Below are 22,542 nucleotides of genomic sequence, written 5' to 3'. Positions count from 1 at the left end.
AAGCTACGCGTCCACATCATGGATTTGAGTCGCTTGGAGTCGCTACCGACCTGCGCGTGAAGGCAAGGCGGGCCTCCTCAGGCTAACGATTCGCAGAGGCTAAGCGCCCAACACCGAGGGTCTAAACGTCCCCTACCAAATGTATACCTCCCCTGGCGGCTCTATTCTCCACCTCAACGGGCAGGCCAAATCAGGTAGTGGTGAGTATGCAGCCAGGAACACTCAAACTCTCAGGAGGCGATCAGCAGGATACCCGCCTGATTCCGGCAGCCGAGAGTTTGGCGCAGTTTGCTTAGAAGTTGGCGCGGATCGCTAGGGCGATGGTGCCGCCCACTGCATAAAGTGGATGGCACAGAGGCGAGCCTAATATCCGCCACCCCGCACAAAAAACCTTCCCAAGGACTATCGAAATGAACTCCAAAGTTGCTCTCGTGACAGGCGCATCTTCCGGCATCGGCGAAGCCACCTCTCTGAAGCTAAAAGGCCTCGGCTATACGGTGTATGCTGCCGCACGCCGTATTGACCGGATGCAGCCACTGGTCAATGCTGGCATCCAAGTCCTGGCGATGGACGTGACAAATGATGCATCGATGGAGGCTGGGATCAAAGAGATTATCGCCAAGTCAGGCCGTATCGATGTGCTAGTCAATAACGCCGGTTACGGCTCATACGGGGCCGTGGAGGACGTCTCCCTGGACGAGGCCCGCGCCCAGTTCGATGTCAATGTGTTCGGCGCTGTCCGCCTGACACAATTGGCACTGCCGCACATGCGCCAGAAGCGCTCAGGAACTATCATCAACATTAGCTCGATGGGCGGCAAAATCCACACACCGCTGGGGGCTTGGTACCACGGCACCAAGTTCGCGCTTGAGGCGATTAGTGACTGCCTGCGCATGGAAGTGCAACCATTCGGCATCGACGTAGTGGTAATCGAACCGGGAGGGGTCAAGACCGAGTGGGCTGGCATTGCCGCCGATAAATTACGCGAAGTCTCTGGCAGAGGGGCCTATGCCGGCCAGGCAAAGGCGATGGCAGAGTCGATGGACGGCGAAGCCAGCCGCAAGCGCCAGTCTCCACCTGAGCTGATCGCCGACACGATTGCAAAGGCCGTTAGTGCCCGCCGTCCAAGGACGCGTTATGCGGTAGGGTTCGGTGCCAAGCCCATGATCTTCATGCGCAGACTCCTCTCTGATCGCGCCTTCGATAGCTTCATGCGCATGGCCACTGGCATCTCTCGCATTTCGTCCTGATGTTCGCAAGTAGACAATGATGATCGACGTCCAAGCAGCCTTTGCAGGATAAAGATTGACGTAGTGGCGCCCGGCTGTGGAACGTGCAGCGCAGTGGACACCAGCGCTCATGCATTGTGTTGGTTAGTCGAGAGTGACCGGGAATGGCCACTTTTGGCTTTCTGCCTGTCCCTTCCAGCGTCTATAGGCAGCTCTCTGCCGATCATGGTTACTAAACGTGCTGAGCGGGCACCCACTGATGCGGCAGCAGTTCGGTAAGCTTACTCGTCCGTTGCGTCGGCAGGCGCGTGAGGACGTCCTTCAAGTAGGCGTACGGATCATGCCCATTGAGCCGTACCGACTGGATCAAACTCATGATCGCCGCCGCCCGTTTGCCGCTACGCAATGATCCTGCAAAGAGCCAGTTCTTTCGTCCCAACGCCCACGGTCGGAATCTGATTCTCCGCCCAATTATTATCAATGGGTACGGCCCCGTCATAGAGGTAGCGCGACAGTGATGCCCAGCGTTTCAGGCTGTAATCGAGTGCTTTACTGATAACCGAACCTTCGGGCACGAGATTGCGCTGGGCGATCATCCAGGCATGCAGCATATCCATCACCGGTACGGATTTTTCTTGCCGTATTTGGCGCCGTAAATCTGGCTTCAGGTGGCGGACTTCGCTCTCGATTTCGTAAAGCAACTGGAAATAGCGCAGGGCTTGCTCGGCGAGTGTGCTTTTGTTGGTAGCGTGCAGTTCGAAGAACTTGCGCCGCGCATGGGCCATGCAGCCGATCTCGGTCACACCAAGTTCGAAGCTGGCCTTGTAACCGCCAAAATCATCACAGACCAGCTTGCCCTTCCAGTCTTGCAGGAAATTGCGAGCATGTTCACCGGCGCGGCTGGGGCTGAAATCGTAAACGACAGCCGCTGTTTCGCAGAACTGGCTGGTGGCGTATGCCCAAACATAGGAACGATGGGTTTTCTTCGAGCCCGGAGCGAGCATCTGCACCGGTGTTTCATCGGCGTGGATGACCTGCTGCCCGAGCACTACGTCACGCAGCGCGTCGACCAGAGGCTGCAACTGCACGCCAGTCATGCCAACCCATTGAGCCAAGGTTGAACGTGGAATTGCCAAGCCTGCCCGACCGAAAATCGATTCCTGGCGGTAAAGCGGCAGGTGGTCGGAGAACTTCGCGATCATGACGTGGGCAAGTAGACCAGCGGTCGGAATACCCTTGTCGATAACCTGCGCCGGAACCGGCGCCTGGATCAGCGTTTCGCAGTCATCACAGACCCACTTGCCACGGACATGGCGTTCAACAGTAAACACGCCGGGCGTGTAGTCCAGCTTCTCGCTGACGTCTTCACCGATGCGTTTGAGTGCGCAGCCACATGGGCAGTGACTGTTGTCCGGTTCGTGATGGATCAGCGTGCGTGGAAACTCAGCTGGTAATGCAGTGCGCCTGGGCTTCTGCTTTTTCTCGGTCGCCGCTGGCACTGTTTGCAAGGCTTGAAACTCTGCTTCAATCGCCGCGATATCGGTATCGATGAGGTCATCAAGCAAGCTGGCTTGCTCAGGACTCATCTGCTCGCTGCGCTTGGCAAACTTCAAACGCTTGAGTTGTGCGATCTCGTGTGTCAGCTTCTCAATCACCGTATGGTCGCGGTTGATCTTCTTGCCCATCGTCTCAACCGTCTTATCCAGCGTTTCTACTTGAAGGTCGAGCGTCTCGACACGCTGCATCAACTGCGCCGCCAACGCGCGCAGTTTTTCAGGGGGCAGGTGGTCGAGAGCAGGAAGAGAAGTCATGGTGCCGATTTTGCCAGACCAGACAACTCGCAGCGATAGATCGATAGGCTAATGGCAGCCGTTAAACCCGTGTGATCGCGCCGCCGGAACCCACGCGTTGCCATGGCAGGCCCAATACCAGGGCTTGGAGTTGCTCGGTATCCAACTCTATTTCGGCGCCTTGGCGAATGCCTGGCCAGTGAAACCTGCCTTGATTCAACCGCCTAGCAGCCAGCCAGATCCCGAAGCCGTCATGCACCAGAACTTTCATCCGAGTGGCGCGGCGGTTGGCGAACAGATAAGCACAGTGCGGCTTCGCCGCACCAAACACCGAGATCACCCTGGCCAACGCCGTCTCGGTACCAGCGCGCATGTCCATCGGCTCCGTGGCGAGCCAGATGAAGTCGATGCGGATCATCGCAGCAAGTCTCGAAGAAAGGTCGCGCAGGCAGCAGCACTTTCAGTTGGCCAGTTCACTTTGACGGTGCCACGCGGGTGCTGGATCTCAACGCAGATATTTGATGATGCAGCTTGCGAATTTATTCCTGCCGACTGGATAGGCAGCGGAATGAATGCAGGTTGTAGCGCCGTGCTTTTCTGCGCTTGCCCCCGAATCCATTTGTGGACGAGGTTTGCGTTGAGGCTATGGCTGAGGGCGACGCTGGCAATCGAAGCGCCGAGCTGTGCGCACTCTTGAATGATCTGGGCCTTGAAGGATTTGGAGTAGGAACGGCGTTGTGGCTGCATGAAATACCCGCTTAAAAGGCTGGAGCTGGTGTCCACTTAAATTTAAGTGCACACCGTGTCTTGGCTTTTTAGTGTGGGCTAGATGACTTTGCCGGACGCATACCGCTAAAGTACTGGCTGGGAAGTGCCCCCTTCCTGACCAAAATCCAGCCGAGGGTGAGCACTGAGATGAGTCTTCATGTGCTCGCCTACAACCTCAAACGAATGATGAACATCTTCGGCATCGCAGAACCGCTTGAGGCGATCAGGGCGTGAACCCAGCCACTTGACCCGCCAGTTAGAAGCCGTTTGGGCCGCTGACGCGGCCCAAACGGCATTACGAACGTCTATGTCACTGATTAAGCTAATTCGCGCTTCCGCCATCTGATTCCATAGGCATCCCTAGCGACTTTCAGTTTTCGAGGTGTTTAGCGCTTTTTCACACAGCCTGAACCGATAGCAGCCGCTCGCTGGAGGCCGCTAAAGGTCTTTCAAAATCAAACAGGAAGATCTTCGGGACAAAGGCGATTGTGGTGATCAGGAATGACAGCGTCACCCCGCGACATCAAAAATGCGAGGGCAGAATCGACCATGGCCATACGTCTTGAGCAAACGTACGACAGTACCAGCGGGCCAATCAGAATTTCGCCTTTTCCAAGCCCGTCAAAGCGTGCGTAGGTGCGGTTGTCGGTCTGCTTAGAACAGCAGGGGAATCATGACGCAACTCATGCTGCCCGTTCCGATACAGCCGATGTTCATGTTGAAGCCTCTCGGTGGGTTTGATGGATTGAAACTCTGTATCTCGGGGATTGCTGCGAGACTGCCATTGCTGCAACCTCGTCGTTCTTTTATATATGAGGTGGGGCATGGACTGGAGTGACATGCGGATATTTCTGGCAATCGCCCGCAGCGGCTCGCTTGGTGGCGCTGCCAGACTGTTGGGGGTCAGTCACCCCACGGTTGGGCGGCGCTTGCAGGTGCTTGAACAAACCAGTGGGCAACCTTTTTTTCTGCGCACTGCGCAAGGAATGGTGCTCACGGACAGTGGCGAAAGAATCCTCAGTCTGGCCCAGGATATGGAACACAGCGCTTTGGCTATAGAGCGTCGTCTGGCAGGACATGGCGATCAAGCGGAGGGGCTGTTGCGCATCTCTTCGGCTGATTGGTTCGCTTGCCATGTGTTATCGCCGGTCCTGACTGAACTGGTGCGACGGCATCCGTTGATCGTTCCCGAAGTCATCGCCGGGCATCGTTTATTCGACCTTGCTCGTCGAGATGCCGACATCGCCTTTCGGATCGTGCCCTTTACCGAACCGGACATCGTCCACCGCAAGCTGACAACCCTGCCGTACGGGCTCTACGCGGCTCAGAATGCCCCAACGCCGCACCTGGACGGCGAAGGTCTGGGCCTGATTCTGATGAATATAGCCCAGGCACATTATCCGGATGTGCAGTGGCTACAACAGCGCTATCCGCTGGCGCACACCGTGTTCACCAGCAGCAGCCGTACGGTTCAGGCGCAGATGTGCGCGAAGGGGCTTGGCCTCGCCGTCTTGCCGCGCGTCCTCGGCGACTCAGTGTCGGGCCTTCGGCTGCTTGATGAGGGCGAGCCACCGCCAGGTCGGGACATATGGATGGGGTATCACCGGGACATGCGCCAGATGGATCGGCTTCGCGCACTGGCCGACCTTGCCTCCAGCATGATCGGCGACAGGGGACAACGGTAAAGCTTCTCAGGTCGAGCGAGCAGCGGACGCTTCTAGCGCCACCGCTGGCTGCCGCGACAGGTTCAGACTCAAGGCAGTTCCCACGGCCAGGCACGCGGCGATACACAGAACAGAGATCGTAAAGGCGTGAGTGATACTGACCGCTGAGGCTTGATTCCCCAGCACGGTATAAAAAACGCCGCCGATGAGTGCGACGCTCAGCGATGTACTGATTTGCAACGTGGCGCTGGTGATGCCTGCGATCATCCCCGCATACGCTGGCGCGACCCGCCCCGTGACCATTCGCATCAGCGTGGGCAGCGCGAGCCCTTGTCCGAACCCTATCAGAAACAGGATGGCAGTCAGAGGCCAGAAGGGCGGGGCGAAGGTGGTCGGCGTCTTGGTCAAGAGCCAGGCAAGCCATAGAAGGCCCAGTACTTCCAGTCCCATGCCGGCGGGGTTCACGTACTCTCCAATGGCGCGTCTGAGTAGAGGCACAGATAGAGGTCCCATCAGAAATCCCGCGCCGAACGGCAGGAAGATCAGACCGGCTTGCAGTGCTGTCATGTGCAATGCGCCTTGCACATAGATCGAAAGCAGCAGGAAAAACACACCGAGTGCGTAGAAGCACAACGCGACCAACAACGCTCGGCCCAAGCCTGGTGCTTTCAGTGCTGCCGGGTTTAGGATAGGTGTACCCCCGCTGAGGTGCAGGCGGGTCTCGTATCGCCAGAACATCGCTGTCAGCACCGGGGCTGCGGCGAGCGACACCCAAGCCCACAAGGGCCATCCCGCTTCGCGACCTTCAATCAGCGGCACGACCAAAGCGGTCAGAGCCAGCATCGACAGCCCCGTGCCCACTAGATCTAGCTTGTTCGCGTGCAGCGCACGGGTTTCTTTGAGCACGGGAATGCCGAACGCGATAACCAGCAATGCGATCGGTAAGTTGACCAGAAATATCGCCCGCCATCCCATGCCCATTACGTCGAGCGTGATCAGAACCCCTCCCAGCGCCTGACCGATCACAGACGCCAGTCCAAACACGGCGCCGTACAAACTCAGTGCGAGAGGTCGTTCCGACGCTGGGAAAATTGCTTGCACCGATGCGAGTGCCTGAGGTGCCATCACTGCTGCGGTCACGCCCTGTAAGGCGCGTCCCAGGATGAGGATCCACGGCGAAGGCGCCAGACCACACATTACCGACGCGGCGGCGAAGCCCAGCAGGCCGAGGAAGAACATCCGCCCACGGCCGTACAGATCGCCAAGCCGCCCGCCGGTGATAAGCGTCACAGCATAGAGCGCCGCATAGGACGAGATTACGAGTTGCTCGGCAGACGATGCCGTACCCAGATCATCCTGTATGGAGGGCAGCGCAACATTGACGATGAAGAAATCCAGAGGTGGAAGAAACGCACCTACGAGCAATATGGCGAACATCAACCAGCGCCGCGGCTCGGGTTTTTCGGTTTGGATTTGAGACATGACAGGCATCCTGTGTGAACGCTCAGGTTTCACGACGAAAAAGGCGAATAGTTAAAGGCCAAGCGTCCGTCGGACTAACTTCTCAATCGCTCGCGTCGACGCTTGAGTGATGACCTGAATTTAGGTAATTGCTCTTCGCTTTTCGCCTGACAAAACTGCACGGCTGTTGTTCATACCTGTCAGTGCCGTTCTGCTCCGATCAGGCTCACCATGGATAAACCGACCATTTATTCAGGACTGAGGAGTCAGATATGTCAGGTAAATTCAGCGATCAGGTTGCCGTTGTGACTGGCGCGTCCACGGGGATCGGATTTTCCATTGCACAAGCCTTGATCGCCGAGGGCGCCAAACGCGTTTACATCACTGGGCGTTCGCCACTCACGCTGGAGACGGCGGTTGCCAGACTCGGTGACAAGGCTGTCGCCGTGGTATCTGATGTCTCGCACCAGCCCGATCTCGATGCACTCAAGGCAACAATCGAGGCACAGGAAGATCAGTTGGACGCCGTGTTCGCCAATGCCGGGATCTGCGAGAAGAACCCGACAGGAGAGACCAGCGAGGCCGCCTACTACTCAATGTTCGACGTGAACGTCAAAGGCGTGTTTTTCAGCGTTCAGACGCTGCTGCCCCTGATGAAAGACGCGGCGTCCATTGTCCTGACCGCCTCGATCTGTTCAAGCAACGGCATGGAAGGATTGAGCCTTTATAACGCCTCTAAGGCGGCGGTGAGATCATTCGCACGCACCTGGGCCAATGAACTCAAGGGCCGCAAAATCCGCGCGAACGTATTGAGCCCAGGCTTCACCCGCACGCCGCTGATGGACAACGGGCTAAAGATGAGTGAGAGCGACATCGCCGCTCTGCTCCAATATGTGGAGGAAATCACGCCATTGGGCTACATGGCCGCACCTGAAGACATCGCCAGCGCCGCGCTGTTTTTGGCCTCTGACGACGCCAGGTACGTGAACGGCGTCGAGTTGATGGTCGATGGTGGCTTGTCTCAAATCTGAAGTTTTGTTTGGGCATTCGCGAATGATCGATGAGGCAACCCTTGGCTTGGACGGTGGCCTAACCATAGGGTGCCCGTCCGTCCGCCAACTCCAACTTTCGTCTACTGAAAAAGTCACACGCCCGCACCTTGGCCCGGATTTCATTGGGAAGAAGGTCGGGACAGGGCGATCATTTCCTGTAAGGGGATCATTTTGAACATTGAAACTCTGAGCGCTCGACTCGAGGCGCTAGAAAGCCGCGCTGCAATAGATCGACTTATCAGTGCTTACGCGAACGCATTCGACCGCGTCGATGCGGCGCTTCTGCGTGACATCTGGCATCTGGACGCCTCCCTCGAACTTCCGGGGTTCGGCAGTGCCCAGGGCCGTGACGGGATCCTGGCCATGGCTCAAAGCAGTTGGCGCCAGATGCCTGCTTGCGGATCCCAAGTGGACGCCGCTCTGGCAGTCGGGTTAGCGTTCGTATCCGTCTAAATTCAGGGCTTCCCCGACCATGTCTGACCGCGAGATTATTGTTCCAGACGCTATGAAATTTCTCAGCGAACGCGCTGGTTATGCACCGGCTGTAAAGGTGGGGAAAACTCTGTACTGCGCCGGTCAGGTAGGCCGCACGCCAGACTTGTCCGTTATCGAAGATCCTGAGCAGCAGTTTAATGCAGCATGGGGCAACCTGCGGCTCGTCTTGGAAGCCGGGGGCTGCACATTTGAAGATGTGGTAGACATGACGACATATCACGTCGATATGCACCATCACATGCCCATCTTCAGACGTGTGAAAGATGCAATCTTTCCCAGGATCACTTGTGCGTGGACATGTATAGGTGTCGCTGAACTGGCTCGTCCCGGCATCCTCGTGGAGATCAAATGCGTTGCAGTACAGCGATAATTTTGCTTGTGAACTGGTTCTGCCCCGGCAGAGCCAAGCCTACGGGGCCGAACAACGGCTGAGCCTGCAAATTACTGGTGCTCAACTTGGCGCAGCTGTAAGCAGAAGCGAGGCCCGCCTTCCGTCTACGCGTCTGCGTTCAAGCCCCAGGTGGTTGGGGCCTACGCTCGGATTAGCGGACTCAGGTGCGCTGATTCAACCGATCACGGCCGCAATTCCAGGTGCCAGCAATACCATGATCACTCCACTGAAGATCATCGTAAGGCTGGCCACCGCGCCTTGTTCAGCTCCCAAAGACTTAGCGACACTCACCCCGAAGCCATGAGCGGCCGTGCCCAGGGGGGCTCCCTTCGCGGCTTTGGATTGCAGTGGTAGAAGCGCGAGGATCACCTCGCCAAAAATAATACCCAACAAGCCGGTGACCACAACGAAAAGGCTGGTCAGTTGTGCTGATCCGCCCATATGGGTGGTGGCCTCGAGCGCAAATGGGGTAGAGATTGAGCGTGCAAGTAAGCTATGTGCGATTAGCGGATCGAGGCTGAGCATTTTCCCCAGAATCAGCGTTACGCATACGGATGCCGCGATTCCCGCCAAGCTTCCCATCACCAAGGCAAGCCAGTACTGGATAATCAGTTTTCGTTGTTGGTAAATCGGTAAGGCGAAAGCGACAGTCGCAGGGCCAAGCAACCACACCAGCCACTGGGTGTCCTGAAAGTAAAGGTCGTAGGACGTGGCCGTGGCTTCTACCAACGCAATTATAAACAACGAAGAAGACACAGCCGGTACTAACCAGATTTTTCTATGACGTCTATATATCGATTGTGCCAAGTAGAAAGAAACCACGGTCATGACCAGAAAAAGAAAGGCGATGAGATGCGATGACATGGTGCGTGTCTCAGCTGGTTTGGTCGAAGCGGGGCACTGTCAACCGCCGTTTGCGTGTTGCCAAATGCGACTGAAGAAGGCGTTTGCGGGTCCACTGGAAAAACCAGTCTACTGTCAAAGCAGTCACCAGCATGACGGCTGTAAATCCGACGCAAATGGCAACCATCAATTTAAAACCGATACTTTCAAACAGCGCCGTGTATTGTATGACGGACACCACGAGCGGGACAAAGTACAGCATCATGTTTGCAAGCAATAGCTCGGCGCCTTTCTCTACTAGAGCAGGGCGGACAATTCGGGTCAGCAGTAATAGTAAAAGGATGAACAAACCGGATACGCCCCCCGAAATCGGAAGGTGAAAGAAGGTGGCGACCCGTCCGGAGCCTAACCAAATAATATAGATGAACAGAAGTTGACCGATGTTGATCACCCCGTGGCTCAATCGCTTCCATTGCATTTTTTCAATCATGGAATTCATCATGTTCTGCCGCAACTGAGGGGATAGGTTGGGCCAATCGATTCAAATTCGACCAGAGCATCCAGCATCACACGATTTTGTCATGGACCTGGTGCTGCCTGTTTTCGTGGTGCGAGCTCCGAAGTGAAATCGGCTCTGCATCTCCCACATGATGAAAAGCGCTGCACCAAGGGCGTTGCCGAGATGCCTGACTCGGCTGAGATGGCGGCGGGGAGTGTACATGGCTGGTCCTCTGGCTGGATTCGATAATGGATGATCGGATTCTTGCTCGCCAGGCACTGCTTCGGAAAGCCACGCAACGCAGGAAGAGTTTCTTCGCATTAATGAAAATGTGATTTCTTGGCTTATACATTAGTGTCAGTGACCTGTGCTGCAGGATAGTTACTTCTCATACGATTGCCATGTAATGTCGAGGGTGGGGCATGAGCGATTATCGGAGATCTACATTGCCGGAATTGCTTCAATTCAGAAATTCTTGAGAGTTTCCATTCGTCAGCGCTGTACCAGAGCATGCTCGCCTGCAGTCGCTGAGCGTATCGGACAAGAAAATGAGACGATTGAACATGCCAACTTCATTTCGCGATCGTACTCTCTCTACAACTTAACTGACGGGATGACTCATCCATGAATAGCTCACGACCTATCATCCAAAGCTTATTGGTCCGTTCCAGCCACCTGGACAAAATCGGCATACACTTGATCCGTCTCGGCGTCGCCATTATCTTCCTTTGGATTGGCGCTCTAAAGTTTGTGCCTTACGAAGCAGATAGCATTACCCCATTCGTTGCGAACAACCCGGTAATGTCTCTGTTCTATGCTCACCCCGAGCAATACAAAGAACACCTGACCCATGAAGGGCAACTTGATCCGGCCAAACGCGAATGGCAGACCGCCAACCACACGTATAGCTTTTCCCAGGGGTTAGGCACTGTGGAGATCCTGATCGGCCTCTTGGTGCTTTCCTACCTCTTCTCACCCGGTTTTGGCATGGTGGGATCGCTGCTTGCGTTTCTTACCCCTCTTGTGACGCTGTCATTTCTCATCACAACGCCAGAAGCGTGGGTGCAAAACCTCGGAGATGCGGATTACGGATTCCCTTACTTGTCAGGCGGGGGAAGGCTGGTGCTCAAGGATGTGTTGATGCTCGCCGGAGGCGTGGTGATGATTGCCGACTCCGCGCGTCAGTTGCTAGCAGAGCGTCCTGCTCGTATCGCCGCTGAATTGCATAGCCTCTGATAATCGGCTTGCAGCTCCCTGGCCCGACACGTATGTGTATCCAATCACAACCCGGCGTTCGGACGTTTTCTGGGCGTCGCGGAACAAGCTCGCGACACAGCGTTGGAACGGGCGTGGGTCGAGGAACACGACAGAAGATGGGTTAGAGAGCTTTTGGTCAGAGCGTTGCGCTTTCCCGATAATGCTTTGGTGACAAGCCTGTCACGCGCTTGAAAGCATTACTGAAAGCGCTTTCAGATGCATACCCAAATCGAGGCGCCATTTCAGAGACCTGCACACGCTCCTCCACCAGCGCCCGCTTCGCCAGACGCATTCGCCACATAGTGAGGTAGGTAATGGGAGCGATCCCGGCTACCTGCTTAAAGTAGGCGCAGAACGCTGCCCGCGACATGGCGCTGGAGGCCGCAAGCTCGCTGAGTTGCCAAGCGCGTGCTGTATCACTGTGAATCAAACGCAACGCAGGCACCAAACGTCTATCACATGCAGCTCTCAACACGCCTCCTGCGACGCTCGGCGTTGTTTCGAGATGCGTGCGCAAGATTTGAATAAACATCAGTTGGGCCAGTTGCGACGCTACCGCAATTGCTCCAGGACGATCCTCCTGCCGTTCCCTCACCAACTGATCCAGCAGCCACTGCAGCGTGGAAGCTACGGGCGATTTCGCATCCAGGTGAAGGTAAGGTGGGAGCGCATCCAAAATCAGATCCGAGCCCGCGTGCGCCAGGGCAACATTGCCACCGATCATGAAAAAGTCATCACCTTCGCCCAAGTGTGAGATCGCACCATCCCGTTTGCTCAGCAGATCATCGAGCTCTGTTCGGGGTGTGCTGAGGTCGCTACCCATCACGAGCGACCGAGGAGCGGTCAGGAGCAGAACGTCCCCGCCCTCAAGCCGCAAAGGGTTACTGACACCTTCGAGTTTGACCCAGCACCCACCTCGGGCCACACCCCAGAATTTGATGCCATTGGGCGGTGGGATTTCGAGCGCCCAGGTGCCTCCGGCCACCAATCCCCCGGAGGCGACTGTGCGAGCGGTCATTAACTGGATCAGATCAGAGAAAGGGTCAGAATTCATATTTGGACTTTCGCTCATGCAATAGAGACTTTAGCGTACTAATCATCCATGAGGTGCGTCGTAGCATACACATATCCCCAACATCAGTAAGGATCTGAAATGCACCGCACATGGCTTATCACGGGTATCAGCAGTGGCTTCGGCCGCCGCATGACTGAGCAGCTACTGGCGTGCGGCGATCGCGTCGCGGGTACAGTTCGCGTACTTTCCAACGTCCAGGACCTTCTGGACCGCTACCCTGGCCAGCTCTGGGTGGAGCAACTGAATATCGATGAGATTGCAGCTATCCGCGGTGTAGTGGACCGTGCGTTTGCTCACATGGGCAAGATTGATGTGGCCGTTAGTAATGCGGGATACGGCTTATTCGGAGCCGCCGAAGAAGCGAGCGACGAACAGGTCATCCATCAGATCAACACCAACCTCTTGGGCTCTATTCAGTTCGTACGCTCAGTTCTACCTCATTTTCGGCAAGCTGGCGGTGGCCGAATCCTTCAGCTCTCCACCATGGGTGGTCAAGCTGCCTTTCCTGGCGCAGCGCTCTATCACGCGTCGAAATGGGGTATCGAAGGCTTCATCGATGCGCTGAGTCGTGAGGTTGCGGTGTTCAACATCGGCTGCACGCTGGTCGAGCCGGGAGGCGCACGTACTGACTTCCGCTACGCGAGCTCGAAAATCGGGGACAGGTTGCCTTCTTATGATATTTCACCGGCAAGCATGGCGCGCAAGATGATCGAGGCAGGTACAGCCATACCTCCGGGCGACACGGGCAAAATGGTTGCACACATGATCGACAGCGTGAGCCAAACGCCTGCGCCTAAGCGCTTGGTGCTCGGCAGCGATGCGTTCGCCGCGATGCATCAACAGCTCTCCGAGCGCTTGGCGGATCTGGAATCTCAACGATCCACAGCACCCTTCACGGACGCGGTGGATTGAGATTCGTTAAACGTCGATTCGATCCAGCACCCTCACCTCTAAGGGAGCGGCTAAAAAAGGCTCAGCCGTTTTGAGGAATGTCTGGAAATGGTTTGAAGAGGCGTGTTGATCAAGAGCTTGCTGGTCTCGCCAGATCTCATACACGAGAAAAAGTGCGGGTTGGGCTGTGTCTACATGCAGGTCGTATTTGATGCAGCCTGCCTCTGCTCTTGAGGGTGGGACCAATGCTTGCAAATCAACCTGTAATTTCTCTTCATTTCCTTTTGTCGCCTTTAATGTAGCAACCAGATAAAGCAGCGCTGTAGCGCGGGCATCATTTTTCATGAAAATTGCCTGTGAAGTGGGAGGGCTGAGTGACTTCAATTTCATTCATCACCTACTGTATTGTCAATACGGCGATTTTCACTTTTGTGAGGAAGGTGTTTATGCGCCGCATAGGGTTATCTGTCCTCGATAACAAGATTACTATCTGCTTGAAACTGAGGGGATAAACGATTCAGCTGCCAGCTTCGCTAGGCTAAACGGCTCCGCAGATAGCAGACCTAAACGATAGTATAAGTTGACCCTCAGGGATGAATAGTCCAGATTCCAGGGATACACCCATGCGATTAACGAAGTGATGTCTAGCTAGCCAAAGTGCGTAAGTAGCACTGTGCTTATTTCAACTTTCTAAAAATGCTTGAGGCTATTGATTATGCAGATTACGGATAACACCATTTTCATCACAGGTGGCGGCTCGGGTATCGGTCGTGGCTTGGCTGAAGCTTTTCACAAGTTGGGTAACAAGGTCATTATTGCTGGCCGTCGCAAAGCATTGCTGGATGAAGTGACTGCAGCGAACCCGGGAATGGACGCGATCGAACTGGATATCAACGACCCCTCCAGCATCCATGATGTCGCGCAGCAACTGATCGCACGCTATCCAACACTGAACGTGTTGATCAATAACGCGGGCATCATGCCTTTTGATGAGCCGGCCGCGCAGATCGACGAAGAAACAATGCTGGGCACGGTCACCACCAATCTGTTCGGCCCGATCCGACTGACTTCGGCTCTGATCGAACACCTGAAATCCCAGCCTCGTTCAGTCATCATCAACAACACGTCGGTTCTGGCTTTTGTACCGCTGGCGGGCAATGCCGTCTATTCGGCCACAAAAGCGGCGTTGCACTCATATTCGCTGTCTCAGCGTTTCGCGCTGCGTGACACGTCCGTGACAGTCCAGGAAATTGCGCCACCATGGGTTAACACTGACCTGATCCACAAAGGTGATGATCCACGAGCTATGCCGCTGGATGCGTTTATCGAAGAAACCATGGCTGGCCTGGCGACGGATATTCCTGAAGTGATCGTAGAGGCTATCCGCCCATTCCGCGACAACCCAGGTTCAAATGAGCACGCGGTCATTCACGGTTTCAACCAGTCGCTGGTCGACAACCCGATCCCGGTAGGTTGAATCAGTAAATAGTCTTATCCCTCATGCCAAGCCAAGTGCTTGGCATGTTTTTATGGCTTCTCTGGAAGGGAATAGAGAATGAACCACGCTTCTTTCCGACTTCGTTCATCTGACTCAGCATCTACAATTTTAGTGGTTGACGACGATCACGTGTTTCGAGGCGCTGTCAGTAGCCTTCTCAGATCGGTCGGTCACACAGTTCAAGAGTTCTCAAATCCTTTGGATATGCTGGCACATCCGCAGGCAAGGGCAGCCCACTGCATGATTCTTGACGTCCGGCTGCAAGGCCATAGTGGGTTAGAGGTACAAACGCAAATGACGGCGTTGGGTATGTGTTTGCCTATTATCTTCATGACCGGGCATGGGGACGTGCCAATGTCTGTAAAGGCCATGAAAGCGGGTGCTGTGGATTTTTTCTCCAAGCCATTCAATCATCAGGACTTTCTTGATTCGGTCTCCAAAGCGGTATCACACTACCGGGAAGACCTGGAAAAACGTGAACAGTTGCAAAGTCTGCACGAACATTTCAGTCGGCTGACCAGTAGAGAAAAGCAGGTCATGGAGGGAGTGGTTGACGGCTTGCTCAACAAACAAATCGCAAACAATCTCAACATCAGCGAGATAACCGTCAAGGTGCATCGGGCGAACACCATGCGGAAAATGGGGGTCACCACACTGGCGGATTTGGTGCGGGTTTCTCAGTTGCTCACACCGCAATAGCCGCCACGTGTCCTCGCTAGACGGAATTACCCCCACCCATCAGGCAATCAGCGGTCGCCTCGGGCAAGGTCAGCACGATATCGGCGCCTTGTTGACCATCGGAGCGATTCGCCAGCTTGATCTCTCCACCAGCGGCTTCGATGATTGAGCGACAGATAGGCAGACCCATTCCCATTCCTGTCGCTTTGGTGGTGAAGAAGCTTTCAAAAAGCCTCTCCAAATGGTCTTCAGATATCCCAGGTCCGCTGTCGACAATGTGGACTGCTATCTTCCCGTCAAGCAGATGTGTGGTCTGAATGAACAATTCACGTCCGGCATTTTCCTTGAGCGCCATAGCCTGCACCGCATTCATCACCAGGTTCACCATGACCTGCTGAATCAGAACCCGGTCTGCTTTTATGTCGGGAAGTGAAGAAGCAAGCTCAAGCTCCACCCTTACTCGGTGTTTCTGGAGCTGATGACGCGTGAATTGGAGGGACTCTCTGATGACGTCATTGATCGGAATCACGCATTCGGCTGGAGCTCTTCTCACTGCCATATTCCGAACCCGAGTAATCACGTCGTCGGTGCGTTTAGCTTCACTCACGATCGATTGCAGCGCCATTTCCACTTCTTTGAGATCGGGATCTGGGCGTCTCAACCAGCGTAACCCCGCTTCGGCGTAAGCTGAAATTGCCCCGAGCGGCTGGTTGATTTCGTGTGTAATGGATGCTGTCAGCTCACCCAGGATGCTGATGCGCGCCGCATGAGCAAGTTCGGTTTGCATGACCTCCAAAGCCTGACGTGCCGCGACCTGTTCAGAAAGGTCGATGATGCCGATCAAAATAATCCCGCGAGCCATGTTTTCTTTGGAAAAGCAGGCGGTGAACAGGCACTCCAGTTCTCGGCCATCCAGGGTCTGGAGACGGGTGACCTCGATATTGTTTGGATGCCTCGCCAGCGATTTGACGATGCAGCGTGCATAAACCTGAATGCTCGCGTCGGGCCAGTACGGATCCACGGACCCCAGCATCTCCTCGCGATTGCCCCGACCAAAGAGCCTCACACTGTGGTCATTCAGATCAATGACTCGGGTGTCACGCAAGTACTCTCGCACAACCTCGGGATGGTCTTGAAAATAGGTTTCCAGATCCTCGACGCCTGAGTCGAGCAGTACCCTCAATTTGGCGCCGACCTTGGTGAAATCCAGCTCCCAAAATGACGCCGCCATCGCCTGGAAAAGATTGCGGTACCGGTACTCGCTATCAATCAGTCGACGTTCAATTTCTTTCGCTGCAGAAATATCATGGGACGTTTCGATGATGCCTACGGGGGCGCCTGACGCATCGCGACGCAGCGACCAGCGGACATTCACATCTCGACGCCCTCCGGATGCGGTAGTGCGACATAACTCTCCACGCCAGTGACCATCGGCCAACAGTTTGGCATCCGCTGCTTCAGGTCTACCAGTGCCTTGGCATTGCAGTAGCGCACGAGCATTGCTCCCGACAGCGAGTTGGGAAGACCACTCGTACAGGGTCTCAGAGGCGGAGTTCCAGAAATGTATCTGCCCCTGCATGTCCCTCACAAACACCGACTCATGAAAAAGCTCGAATACTTCAGCTTCAGCGCGGGTAATCGGCTTTGTCATTGTGCTCCCCTAGGTTCTGTTTGGTCTCCACGCAACTAAGCGAGACAGCACATTCCGTCTTGAATGGATGTGCTAATTCAATCGTTTCAGTCGCCTGCGTTAGCAACTTTTAGCTCACTATGGAGTCCGGATTTAGTTCTGATCCAAGTCCATAATCTTCTAAAGATGAGCGGCAGAACATATGCAAATCGGTGTAGCACCTACACTGCCGGGATGAAAATCGACGACTGAATATGCTGATTTTTTCCAACATCGAGTCAGGGGAGGGACAGGTGGGGAAGGGGGGCGCTGTTCGGTAAGATGGGCGTTAAAGCGGCGGCTACATTGGGTAGCCGCCATGAGAGCGGTTCCTGTCTATCTATTCAAAACACCGGAGGAGCCAACGATCGGCTGCCTCTAATGGTGACAAGCCTTCACGACAAATCAGATAGTCGAGCTCGCTGACTACAGTATTTCCGAGTGTCAGGCGAGTCAGTTGGTCCAGGAGCGCAGAGGGCATTTGTTGCGCGACGTCCTCTTTCACGATGAGCGTGGCATCGTCCTGACCACCTAACAGACCCTCAGGCTCTGCTAGTGCACGAATATCGTATCTGTGGTGCAGGAACTGCGGATGCCACAAAGGCACGACAATCCATTCGCCACGCTCCACCGCGCTCTCGAAGCGCGTGAAACATTCCTCTTGAGTGCCATTCTCGAAATGATACCCAGCGACGTCCAAGCCATATTGCTCGATGATCGCCCGAGAGAACCGACTGATGCCGGCACCAGGATTGATGCCCTGAATCAGGGAACTCATCTGCGGGATAACATCCGGACGCAACAGATCGCTGACACTGGCGACCTGTTCGACTGGCACATACTCGGGCACACCCCAGATGCAGTAAGGCTGATACAGCACACCCAGCTTGCGAGTTACGTCGGCAAAGGGAGCCAGATAGCCGCCATGGCTGGCGGGTAACCAGGCAGAGACCAGCATATCTACTTCACCGGCGCCGTAGCGCTGGAACATTTTTTCGTGTGGCGAGGCGCTGGATGTCACGATGTACCCGTGACGTTCCAGAATCCGTTGCACCACGGCCGCGCTGGCGGCGTGAAAGCTCAGATCAATATGGCCCAGACGAATCGTGGGTTTCATGGTCGACTCCGGATCAATGAGTTGGCGCAGGGGAGGCGTCAATCTTCACCCGCAAAAGGCTGTAGGGCTTGTCGCGCAGGTCCTTCCCGTCGTGGAATCCAGCCTGGCGCTGGAGTTGGTTGGCGGTGAAGTAGAGATATCCGTCCGGTCCAATGGACAGGGTGTCCGGCCACAGGACGCGTGGATCGTGGACGATGGTCTGCCAGGTTCCGTCAGCCAGGCGCTTGCGGATGCCATTGTGTTCGTAATCGCCGGCGTACACTGCGCCATTCGCGTCAGCCTCAAGTCCATCAGACGCGCCTTTCTCACCCAGGTCCTTCACGGCAGCGGCTAGCTGAGCTTCGCTGACATTCGGGTCACGCAGCAGGTCGGTCGGAACCGAATACAGATGACGGCTGGAGAGCGGGCAGAAATACAGTGTCTTGCCGTCGGCTGACAGGGCAATGCCGTCGGATGCCACAGTGAGTGTTTTTGCCTTGCCGTCCGGGCCTTTAGTGATCAAGGCCTGCTGCCCCTCCACCACAGGGATGAAGTCAGGATCCGGGGACGTTGATTTAGCGCCGTGCAGTCTCCGGACGGCCTTGCCGCTAGCAATGTCCATCACGATGATCGCGCCGGGGCCCGACACGGATGAGTCAGTGACATACACCGTCCCTTCCTTGCTGATACGGAAGTCGAAACGCATGTCGTTGACGTACGTGGTCGGTAAAATCACGTTGGACGGAAACACCAGTGTCTTGACGATCTTGTTGGTCGCCAGGTCGACCGCGACCAGCTTCGCACCGCCCCGTTTGGGGGCTGCGAAACCAGGCGCTGCGGTATCCAGCAGCCAGACTCGACCCTTGCCGTCGGCAACCACACTTTGAACGCTGATCAAACCTTTGGCTGGATTCTTTGCGTCCTCTTTGTTGAATGCCGCATCGGGATAAGCGACAACCTTGCCATCTCGGATTTCACCGACTGTGAACGGCACGTCGTCACCCCATTTCGGGTAGTTAACAAAGATGCGACCGGTTTCGGTGACCGTGACACCCGTTGGCATCGCATCACGGAACGTAAACACCTGTTCCAGTTGGCCAACCGTTTTCTCTGCAGGAGCATTGGCAGGCAGCGGCTGAGTCTCAGCCGCGAAGCTGTTCTGACTCGCGGCCGATATGGCAATGGCGAGAGTGGTTCCGAAAAAGTGGTTTTTCATGGACATGAAAGCGCTCCCCAGCCTGCCGAAGCAGGCCAGTTGAATGATGTGGAAAAAGTTAGAAGCCTTCGAGAACGATCTTGCCGGTTGCCTTGCCGCTTTCGATCAGGGCATGAGCGCGGCGCAGGTTTTGCGCATTGATGGTGCCGAAATGCTCGCCCAGCGTGGTTTTCAGAACGCCTTGGTCGATCAGGTCGGCAACACGGTTGAGCAGATGATGCTGCTCAATCATGTCCGGCGTCTCGTAGAGCGAGCGAGTGAACATCAGCTCCCAGTGCAGCGACAGCGATTTGCGCTTCAGCGGCATGACATCTAGGCCATCCGGATCGTCGATGACTGCCAGTTGGCCTTGAGGACGCAGTGCCTCTACGATCTGAGGCAGGTAGGTACCTGTGTGAGTCAGGCTGGCGACGTGGCTGACTTGGCCAACGCCGATCTTCTCCAATTGCTCAACCAGAGGTTGGCTGTGGTCGATGACGTGGTGCGCGCCCAAGCCTTTAACCCAATCCCGGGTCTGATCGCGGGAGGCGGTGCCGATGACAGTAAGCTTGGTCAATTGCCGAGCCAGTTGCACCAGGATTGAGCCCACACCGCCGCCTGCGCCGATGATAAGGAGGCTCTCTCCTTCGCCACCTCCTTGCGCCACTCCGAGACGATCAAACAGCAGTTCCCAGGCGGTGATAGAGGTCAGCGGTAATGCGGCGGCATGAGCATTGTCCAGAGATTTGGGCTTACGGCCGACAATGCGCTCGTCGACCACATGAAACTCACTGTAGCTGCCTGGGCGCGCCAGGGAGCCAGCGTAGAACACTGCATCACCTGCTTTGAACAGGCTGACTTCGCTCCCGGTTTCACGAACGATACCGACGGCGTCCCAGCCCAGCACTTTAGGCTCGGTCGCAGCAGAACGTGCACGAACCTTGGTATCTACCGGATTGACCGAGATGGCTTGCACCTCGACCAGCAGGTCACGCGGTCCTGGGGTTGGTTTTGGCAAATCCATATCCATCAGAGAGCGGGGATCTTCGATAGGCAGCGCTTGCTGGGTGTAGGCGATGGCTTTCATGGTGTGGCACTCCGTAGCAGTAGAGGGCAAATGTCAGTAGTGGCCATAGGATGTTCTTCGCATCGACGGAGAAAAACCGGTGGAACTCGCTAACACTTTCATCGTTTTTCTGAAAATGCCCGTTAGTGCAATTCAGTCAAGACAAGCCACAGACAAGTCGGATGAGCCGGTGGCCCTGAAGCGTCAGCGCCATTGCTTCGCGCATGCTCTGTAGGCTGCGTAACCAGGCTCAGGCAGTGAGTAGCATTCTCGATATTTCTTCGCCGGACCCTGTCCAGCCTCCTTTTCAGCCGGTCAACTCGGCGACACCATCATTACGTTTGGCTCCCGCAAAAGGCACCTATACAAAAGCGTAGGGTTGCCCTTCCGCAGGTACGAGTGTTTCAAAGCGTCTTATTCAATAAAGTTCTCCCTGTTCAATATCCAAACAGGAGATCCCTTCATGGCTCGTTTCACCGCAATCTCGGCCGACCAAGCCAGCGGGGCAACCGCTGAAGTTTTCGCAGCTATCAAGCAATCGGTGGGCAAGGTCCCGAATGCTTACGCCACTTTGGGCACGCTTTCGCCCGGCGCCCTCAAAGCCATGTTGGCAGCCGATAAGGTGTTGGCAGGCGGCCCTCTGAGCAAACCCGATCAAGAAACGGTAAAGCTGGTCATCAGTGAACTGGCTGGGTGTGACTACTGCGTCGCCGCCCATAGCATGGTCGGCAAGATGGTCGGTTTGTCACCGGAGGCGATTGCTCAGTTGCGCAAGGGCAGTGCAACAGGTGACGCCAAGCGTGATGCGCTGGTGCGCTTCGTACGCGTGCTGGCACTCAAGCCTGGCACGCTGCCGGAAAGCGAAGTACAGGCTTTGCAAGCTGCGGGCTATGACGGTGAGCAAATCGTTCACATCGGACTGGCGATTTCGGTGATCACGTTCACCAACGTCTTCAATCGCATTAACGACACAGTGGTGGATTTTCCAAAGCCTCACTGACCTGTGACCCCGCGCTTTCATCGTTCAAAGGAGCTGGATCGTGAGCCAAACCCTCGAATTGCAAGTGCCCAATCCCGAGATGGAAGAAGTCTGCCGAGCGCTTGCGGTGCCTGAGCGCGTGTCTGCGTCTCTTAGGGAAATGAACGTTCTGAGTAAGGGTTGGCAAGCGTTTCTGGAAGTCGATGAACAGCGCATTGCCTTCTGGATGTTCGGCAGCGGCCCTATCGCTCTACTGATGCACGGCTGGTGCAGCCGGGGCTCGCACTTGGCGGGGTATGTGAAACCCTTGCTGGCAGCGGGATACTCGGTCGTACTGTTCGATGCCCCAGGTCACGGTCACTCCAGTGGCACGTTCTCCAGCATCATTCATACAGGGAGGGTGGTGCTAAAGCTGGCCGAGCATCTGGGAGGCATCCATGCACTCATCGCTCACTCAGCGGGGTCGACAGCCGCTCTCTGGGCGCTGGCCAACGGCTTGATCGTTCGTCGCAGCGTTCATATTTGCGGGCCGACATCGCTCTCGGCTGTCGTCCTGGACATCGCGCGCTCGCATGGACTCAATGACCGCGAGACAGAGGCATTCTGCATTTGGGCAGAAGACTTCATGGGCGCCAGCCTGCACTCCCTTGATCTCCCAGCCCTGTCCATGGGGCTCAAACATCCAGGCCTGCTGATCCACGACGTCGATGACCCTGTTGTGCCGATGGCGCAATCGAACGCACTGCACGTCATCTGGACCCGGTCGACGCTGATGGAGACGTCCGGACTTGGTCATCGGCGAATTCTCTCCGACGCCCACGTCATCAGCAGTGCGGTCGAGTTTTTGGGAAGCTCACATTACGCCCTGGCCAAACGGGGCTGAGCATCCCATCGATAAATGCACTGAGTCGTAAAGGCACGCATGAAGTGCCTTGCATCGAGCCTG

At 55.7% G+C, this 22,542-nt stretch carries 22 protein-coding genes and 2 pseudogenes; 12 read left to right on the top strand and 12 right to left on the bottom strand.

Features of this window, described 5'->3' with window-relative positions:
* Positions 1 to 410 precede the first annotated feature (410 nt).
* Positions 411 to 1,250, top strand: a complete 840-nt coding sequence (locus tag ACI5GA_RS03820) for an oxidoreductase (RefSeq protein ID WP_421421802.1) — start codon at positions 411 to 413, stop codon at positions 1,248 to 1,250.
* Positions 1,251 to 1,461: 211 nt separating this feature from the next.
* Here the strand turns inward: ACI5GA_RS03820 and tnpC are convergent.
* The 3 genes and pseudogenes from tnpC to tnpA form a co-directional block, all read right to left on the bottom strand.
* Positions 1,462 to 3,040: pseudogene (gene tnpC / locus ACI5GA_RS03815) on the bottom strand (IS66 family transposase).
* Between the two features lie 61 nt (positions 3,041 to 3,101).
* Complete coding sequence (gene tnpB, locus ACI5GA_RS03810; RefSeq protein WP_421421800.1) at positions 3,102 to 3,437, bottom strand: IS66 family insertion sequence element accessory protein TnpB; 336 nt, start codon at positions 3,435 to 3,437, stop codon at positions 3,102 to 3,104.
* Positions 3,434 to 3,766, bottom strand: a complete 333-nt coding sequence (gene tnpA, locus ACI5GA_RS03805) for an IS66-like element accessory protein TnpA (RefSeq protein WP_421421798.1) — start codon at positions 3,764 to 3,766, stop codon at positions 3,434 to 3,436. The genes tnpB and tnpA overlap by 4 nt, the downstream gene beginning before the upstream one ends.
* Before the next feature lie 105 nt (positions 3,767 to 3,871).
* Between tnpA and ACI5GA_RS03800 the strand changes: the two are divergent.
* Positions 3,872 to 4,021, top strand: a pseudogene (locus ACI5GA_RS03800) (IS5/IS1182 family transposase); the annotation flags it as partial.
* Positions 4,022 to 4,611: 590 nt separating this feature from the next.
* Complete coding sequence (locus ACI5GA_RS03795; RefSeq protein WP_404632704.1) at positions 4,612 to 5,472, top strand: LysR family transcriptional regulator; 861 nt, start codon at positions 4,612 to 4,614, stop codon at positions 5,470 to 5,472.
* Between the two features lie 6 nt (positions 5,473 to 5,478).
* On the opposite strand, the gene ACI5GA_RS03790 is transcribed toward ACI5GA_RS03795, so the two are convergent.
* Complete coding sequence (locus tag ACI5GA_RS03790) at positions 5,479 to 6,933, bottom strand: MFS transporter (protein ID WP_421421795.1); 1,455 nt, start codon at positions 6,931 to 6,933, stop codon at positions 5,479 to 5,481.
* Positions 6,934 to 7,184: 251 nt separating this feature from the next.
* Here ACI5GA_RS03790 and ACI5GA_RS03785 point away from each other — a divergent pair, with 251 nt between their 5' ends.
* From ACI5GA_RS03785 to ACI5GA_RS03775, 3 genes are all read left to right on the top strand, one after another.
* On the top strand, positions 7,185 to 7,943 hold the full coding sequence (locus ACI5GA_RS03785) for an SDR family NAD(P)-dependent oxidoreductase (RefSeq protein WP_404632701.1): 759 nt from the start codon (positions 7,185 to 7,187) through the stop codon (positions 7,941 to 7,943).
* 192 nt (positions 7,944 to 8,135) lie between these two features.
* Complete coding sequence (locus ACI5GA_RS03780) at positions 8,136 to 8,417, top strand: nuclear transport factor 2 family protein (protein ID WP_404632700.1); 282 nt, start codon at positions 8,136 to 8,138, stop codon at positions 8,415 to 8,417.
* Between the two features lie 19 nt (positions 8,418 to 8,436).
* Complete coding sequence (locus ACI5GA_RS03775; protein ID WP_421421793.1) at positions 8,437 to 8,829, top strand: RidA family protein; 393 nt, start codon at positions 8,437 to 8,439, stop codon at positions 8,827 to 8,829.
* Positions 8,830 to 9,024: 195 nt separating this feature from the next.
* Here the strand turns inward: ACI5GA_RS03775 and ACI5GA_RS03770 are convergent, their stop codons facing one another.
* Entirely contained in the window at positions 9,025 to 9,714 is a 690-nt protein-coding gene (locus ACI5GA_RS03770) for an LrgB family protein (RefSeq protein ID WP_404632698.1), read from the bottom strand.
* 10 nt (positions 9,715 to 9,724) lie between these two features.
* Positions 9,725 to 10,183, bottom strand: coding sequence for a CidA/LrgA family protein (locus ACI5GA_RS03765; RefSeq protein ID WP_404632697.1), 459 nt, complete (start codon positions 10,181 to 10,183; stop codon positions 9,725 to 9,727).
* Positions 10,184 to 10,816: 633 nt separating this feature from the next.
* On the opposite strand from ACI5GA_RS03765, the gene rclC reads away from it, so the two are divergent.
* A complete protein-coding gene (rclC, locus tag ACI5GA_RS03760; RefSeq protein WP_421421791.1) occupies positions 10,817 to 11,428 on the top strand; it encodes a reactive chlorine resistance membrane protein RclC in 612 nt (203 codons plus the stop codon).
* Positions 11,429 to 11,585: 157 nt separating this feature from the next.
* Here rclC and ACI5GA_RS03755 read toward each other — a convergent pair whose 3' ends face one another.
* Positions 11,586 to 12,521 (bottom strand): AraC family transcriptional regulator, encoded by a 936-nt coding sequence (locus tag ACI5GA_RS03755; RefSeq protein WP_404632694.1) that lies wholly within the window; start codon positions 12,519 to 12,521, stop codon positions 11,586 to 11,588.
* Positions 12,522 to 12,602: 81 nt separating this feature from the next.
* On the opposite strand from ACI5GA_RS03755, the gene ACI5GA_RS03750 reads away from it, so the two are divergent.
* Positions 12,603 to 13,436, top strand: a complete 834-nt coding sequence (locus ACI5GA_RS03750; RefSeq protein WP_404632692.1) for an SDR family oxidoreductase — start codon at positions 12,603 to 12,605, stop codon at positions 13,434 to 13,436.
* A gap of 6 nt (positions 13,437 to 13,442) precedes the next feature.
* Here the strand turns inward: ACI5GA_RS03750 and ACI5GA_RS03745 are convergent, their stop codons facing one another.
* Positions 13,443 to 13,760, bottom strand: a complete 318-nt coding sequence (locus tag ACI5GA_RS03745; protein WP_421421790.1) for a putative quinol monooxygenase — start codon at positions 13,758 to 13,760, stop codon at positions 13,443 to 13,445.
* A gap of 370 nt (positions 13,761 to 14,130) precedes the next feature.
* On the opposite strand from ACI5GA_RS03745, the gene ACI5GA_RS03740 reads away from it, so the two are divergent.
* Together ACI5GA_RS03740 and ACI5GA_RS03735 are read left to right on the top strand one after the other, a co-directional pair.
* Positions 14,131 to 14,892 carry an SDR family oxidoreductase gene (locus ACI5GA_RS03740; protein WP_404632688.1) on the top strand — a complete coding sequence of 254 codons (762 nt, stop codon included), beginning with the start codon at positions 14,131 to 14,133 and terminating at the stop codon, positions 14,890 to 14,892.
* 78 nt (positions 14,893 to 14,970) lie between these two features.
* Positions 14,971 to 15,612 carry a response regulator transcription factor gene (locus ACI5GA_RS03735; RefSeq protein ID WP_421421788.1) on the top strand — a complete coding sequence of 214 codons (642 nt, stop codon included), beginning with the start codon at positions 14,971 to 14,973 and terminating at the stop codon, positions 15,610 to 15,612.
* Positions 15,613 to 15,628: 16 nt separating this feature from the next.
* Here ACI5GA_RS03735 and ACI5GA_RS03730 read toward each other — a convergent pair whose 3' ends face one another.
* From ACI5GA_RS03730 to ACI5GA_RS03715, 4 genes are all read right to left on the bottom strand, one after another.
* Positions 15,629 to 17,242 (bottom strand): PAS domain-containing sensor histidine kinase, encoded by a 1,614-nt coding sequence (locus ACI5GA_RS03730; RefSeq protein WP_421421786.1) that lies wholly within the window; start codon positions 17,240 to 17,242, stop codon positions 15,629 to 15,631.
* A 358-nt stretch (positions 17,243 to 17,600) separates the two neighbouring features.
* Positions 17,601 to 18,377, bottom strand: coding sequence for a glycine betaine ABC transporter substrate-binding protein (locus tag ACI5GA_RS03725; protein ID WP_421421784.1), 777 nt, complete (start codon positions 18,375 to 18,377; stop codon positions 17,601 to 17,603).
* 13 nt (positions 18,378 to 18,390) lie between these two features.
* Complete coding sequence (locus tag ACI5GA_RS03720; protein WP_421425432.1) at positions 18,391 to 19,572, bottom strand: L-dopachrome tautomerase-related protein; 1,182 nt, start codon at positions 19,570 to 19,572, stop codon at positions 18,391 to 18,393.
* A 58-nt stretch (positions 19,573 to 19,630) separates the two neighbouring features.
* Positions 19,631 to 20,638 (bottom strand): zinc-binding alcohol dehydrogenase family protein, encoded by a 1,008-nt coding sequence (locus ACI5GA_RS03715; RefSeq protein WP_421421782.1) that lies wholly within the window; start codon positions 20,636 to 20,638, stop codon positions 19,631 to 19,633.
* A gap of 442 nt (positions 20,639 to 21,080) precedes the next feature.
* Here ACI5GA_RS03715 and ACI5GA_RS03710 point away from each other — a divergent pair, with 442 nt between their 5' ends.
* Complete coding sequence (locus tag ACI5GA_RS03710) at positions 21,081 to 21,617, top strand: carboxymuconolactone decarboxylase family protein (RefSeq protein WP_404632678.1); 537 nt, start codon at positions 21,081 to 21,083, stop codon at positions 21,615 to 21,617.
* 40 nt (positions 21,618 to 21,657) lie between these two features.
* The gene (locus tag ACI5GA_RS03705; protein WP_421421781.1) at positions 21,658 to 22,479 is read left to right on the top strand and encodes an alpha/beta fold hydrolase; all 822 of its coding nucleotides are present in this window, start codon (positions 21,658 to 21,660) and stop codon (positions 22,477 to 22,479) included.
* The last annotated feature ends 63 nt before the right edge of the window (positions 22,480 to 22,542 follow it).

Origin of the sequence: Pseudomonas sp. Pseu.R1, assembly GCF_045764065.1 — a bacterium.
Lineage (GTDB): Bacteria > Pseudomonadota > Gammaproteobacteria > Pseudomonadales > Pseudomonadaceae > Aquipseudomonas.
This window is presented reverse-complemented; position numbering and strand designations above follow the sequence as displayed.

What these genes read in the sequence shown, in the direction of transcription:
- ACI5GA_RS03820 (WP_421421802.1), top strand. Translation starts at nt 411, where the DNA reads ATGAACTCCAAAGTTGCTCTCGTGACAGGCGCATCTTCCGGCATCGGC.
- tnpB (WP_421421800.1), bottom strand. Translation starts at nt 3,437, where the DNA reads ATGATCCGCATCGACTTCATCTGGCTCGCCACGGAGCCGATGGACATG.
- tnpA (WP_421421798.1), bottom strand. Translation starts at nt 3,766, where the DNA reads ATGCAGCCACAACGCCGTTCCTACTCCAAATCCTTCAAGGCCCAGATC.
- ACI5GA_RS03795 (WP_404632704.1), top strand. Translation starts at nt 4,612, where the DNA reads ATGGACTGGAGTGACATGCGGATATTTCTGGCAATCGCCCGCAGCGGC.
- ACI5GA_RS03790 (WP_421421795.1), bottom strand. Translation starts at nt 6,933, where the DNA reads ATGTCTCAAATCCAAACCGAAAAACCCGAGCCGCGGCGCTGGTTGATG.
- ACI5GA_RS03785 (WP_404632701.1), top strand. Translation starts at nt 7,185, where the DNA reads ATGTCAGGTAAATTCAGCGATCAGGTTGCCGTTGTGACTGGCGCGTCC.
- ACI5GA_RS03775 (WP_421421793.1), top strand. Translation starts at nt 8,437, where the DNA reads ATGTCTGACCGCGAGATTATTGTTCCAGACGCTATGAAATTTCTCAGC.
- ACI5GA_RS03770 (WP_404632698.1), bottom strand. Translation starts at nt 9,714, where the DNA reads ATGTCATCGCATCTCATCGCCTTTCTTTTTCTGGTCATGACCGTGGTT.
- ACI5GA_RS03765 (WP_404632697.1), bottom strand. Translation starts at nt 10,183, where the DNA reads ATGATTGAAAAAATGCAATGGAAGCGATTGAGCCACGGGGTGATCAAC.
- rclC (WP_421421791.1), top strand. Translation starts at nt 10,817, where the DNA reads ATGAATAGCTCACGACCTATCATCCAAAGCTTATTGGTCCGTTCCAGC.
- ACI5GA_RS03755 (WP_404632694.1), bottom strand. Translation starts at nt 12,521, where the DNA reads ATGAGCGAAAGTCCAAATATGAATTCTGACCCTTTCTCTGATCTGATC.
- ACI5GA_RS03750 (WP_404632692.1), top strand. Translation starts at nt 12,603, where the DNA reads ATGCACCGCACATGGCTTATCACGGGTATCAGCAGTGGCTTCGGCCGC.
- ACI5GA_RS03745 (WP_421421790.1), bottom strand. Translation starts at nt 13,760, where the DNA reads ATGAAAAATGATGCCCGCGCTACAGCGCTGCTTTATCTGGTTGCTACA.
- ACI5GA_RS03740 (WP_404632688.1), top strand. Translation starts at nt 14,131, where the DNA reads ATGCAGATTACGGATAACACCATTTTCATCACAGGTGGCGGCTCGGGT.
- ACI5GA_RS03735 (WP_421421788.1), top strand. Translation starts at nt 14,971, where the DNA reads ATGAACCACGCTTCTTTCCGACTTCGTTCATCTGACTCAGCATCTACA.
- ACI5GA_RS03730 (WP_421421786.1), bottom strand. Translation starts at nt 17,242, where the DNA reads ATGACAAAGCCGATTACCCGCGCTGAAGCTGAAGTATTCGAGCTTTTT.
- ACI5GA_RS03725 (WP_421421784.1), bottom strand. Translation starts at nt 18,377, where the DNA reads ATGAAACCCACGATTCGTCTGGGCCATATTGATCTGAGCTTTCACGCC.
- ACI5GA_RS03720 (WP_421425432.1), bottom strand. Translation starts at nt 19,572, where the DNA reads ATGAAAAACCACTTTTTCGGAACCACTCTCGCCATTGCCATATCGGCC.
- ACI5GA_RS03715 (WP_421421782.1), bottom strand. Translation starts at nt 20,638, where the DNA reads ATGAAAGCCATCGCCTACACCCAGCAAGCGCTGCCTATCGAAGATCCC.
- ACI5GA_RS03710 (WP_404632678.1), top strand. Translation starts at nt 21,081, where the DNA reads ATGGCTCGTTTCACCGCAATCTCGGCCGACCAAGCCAGCGGGGCAACC.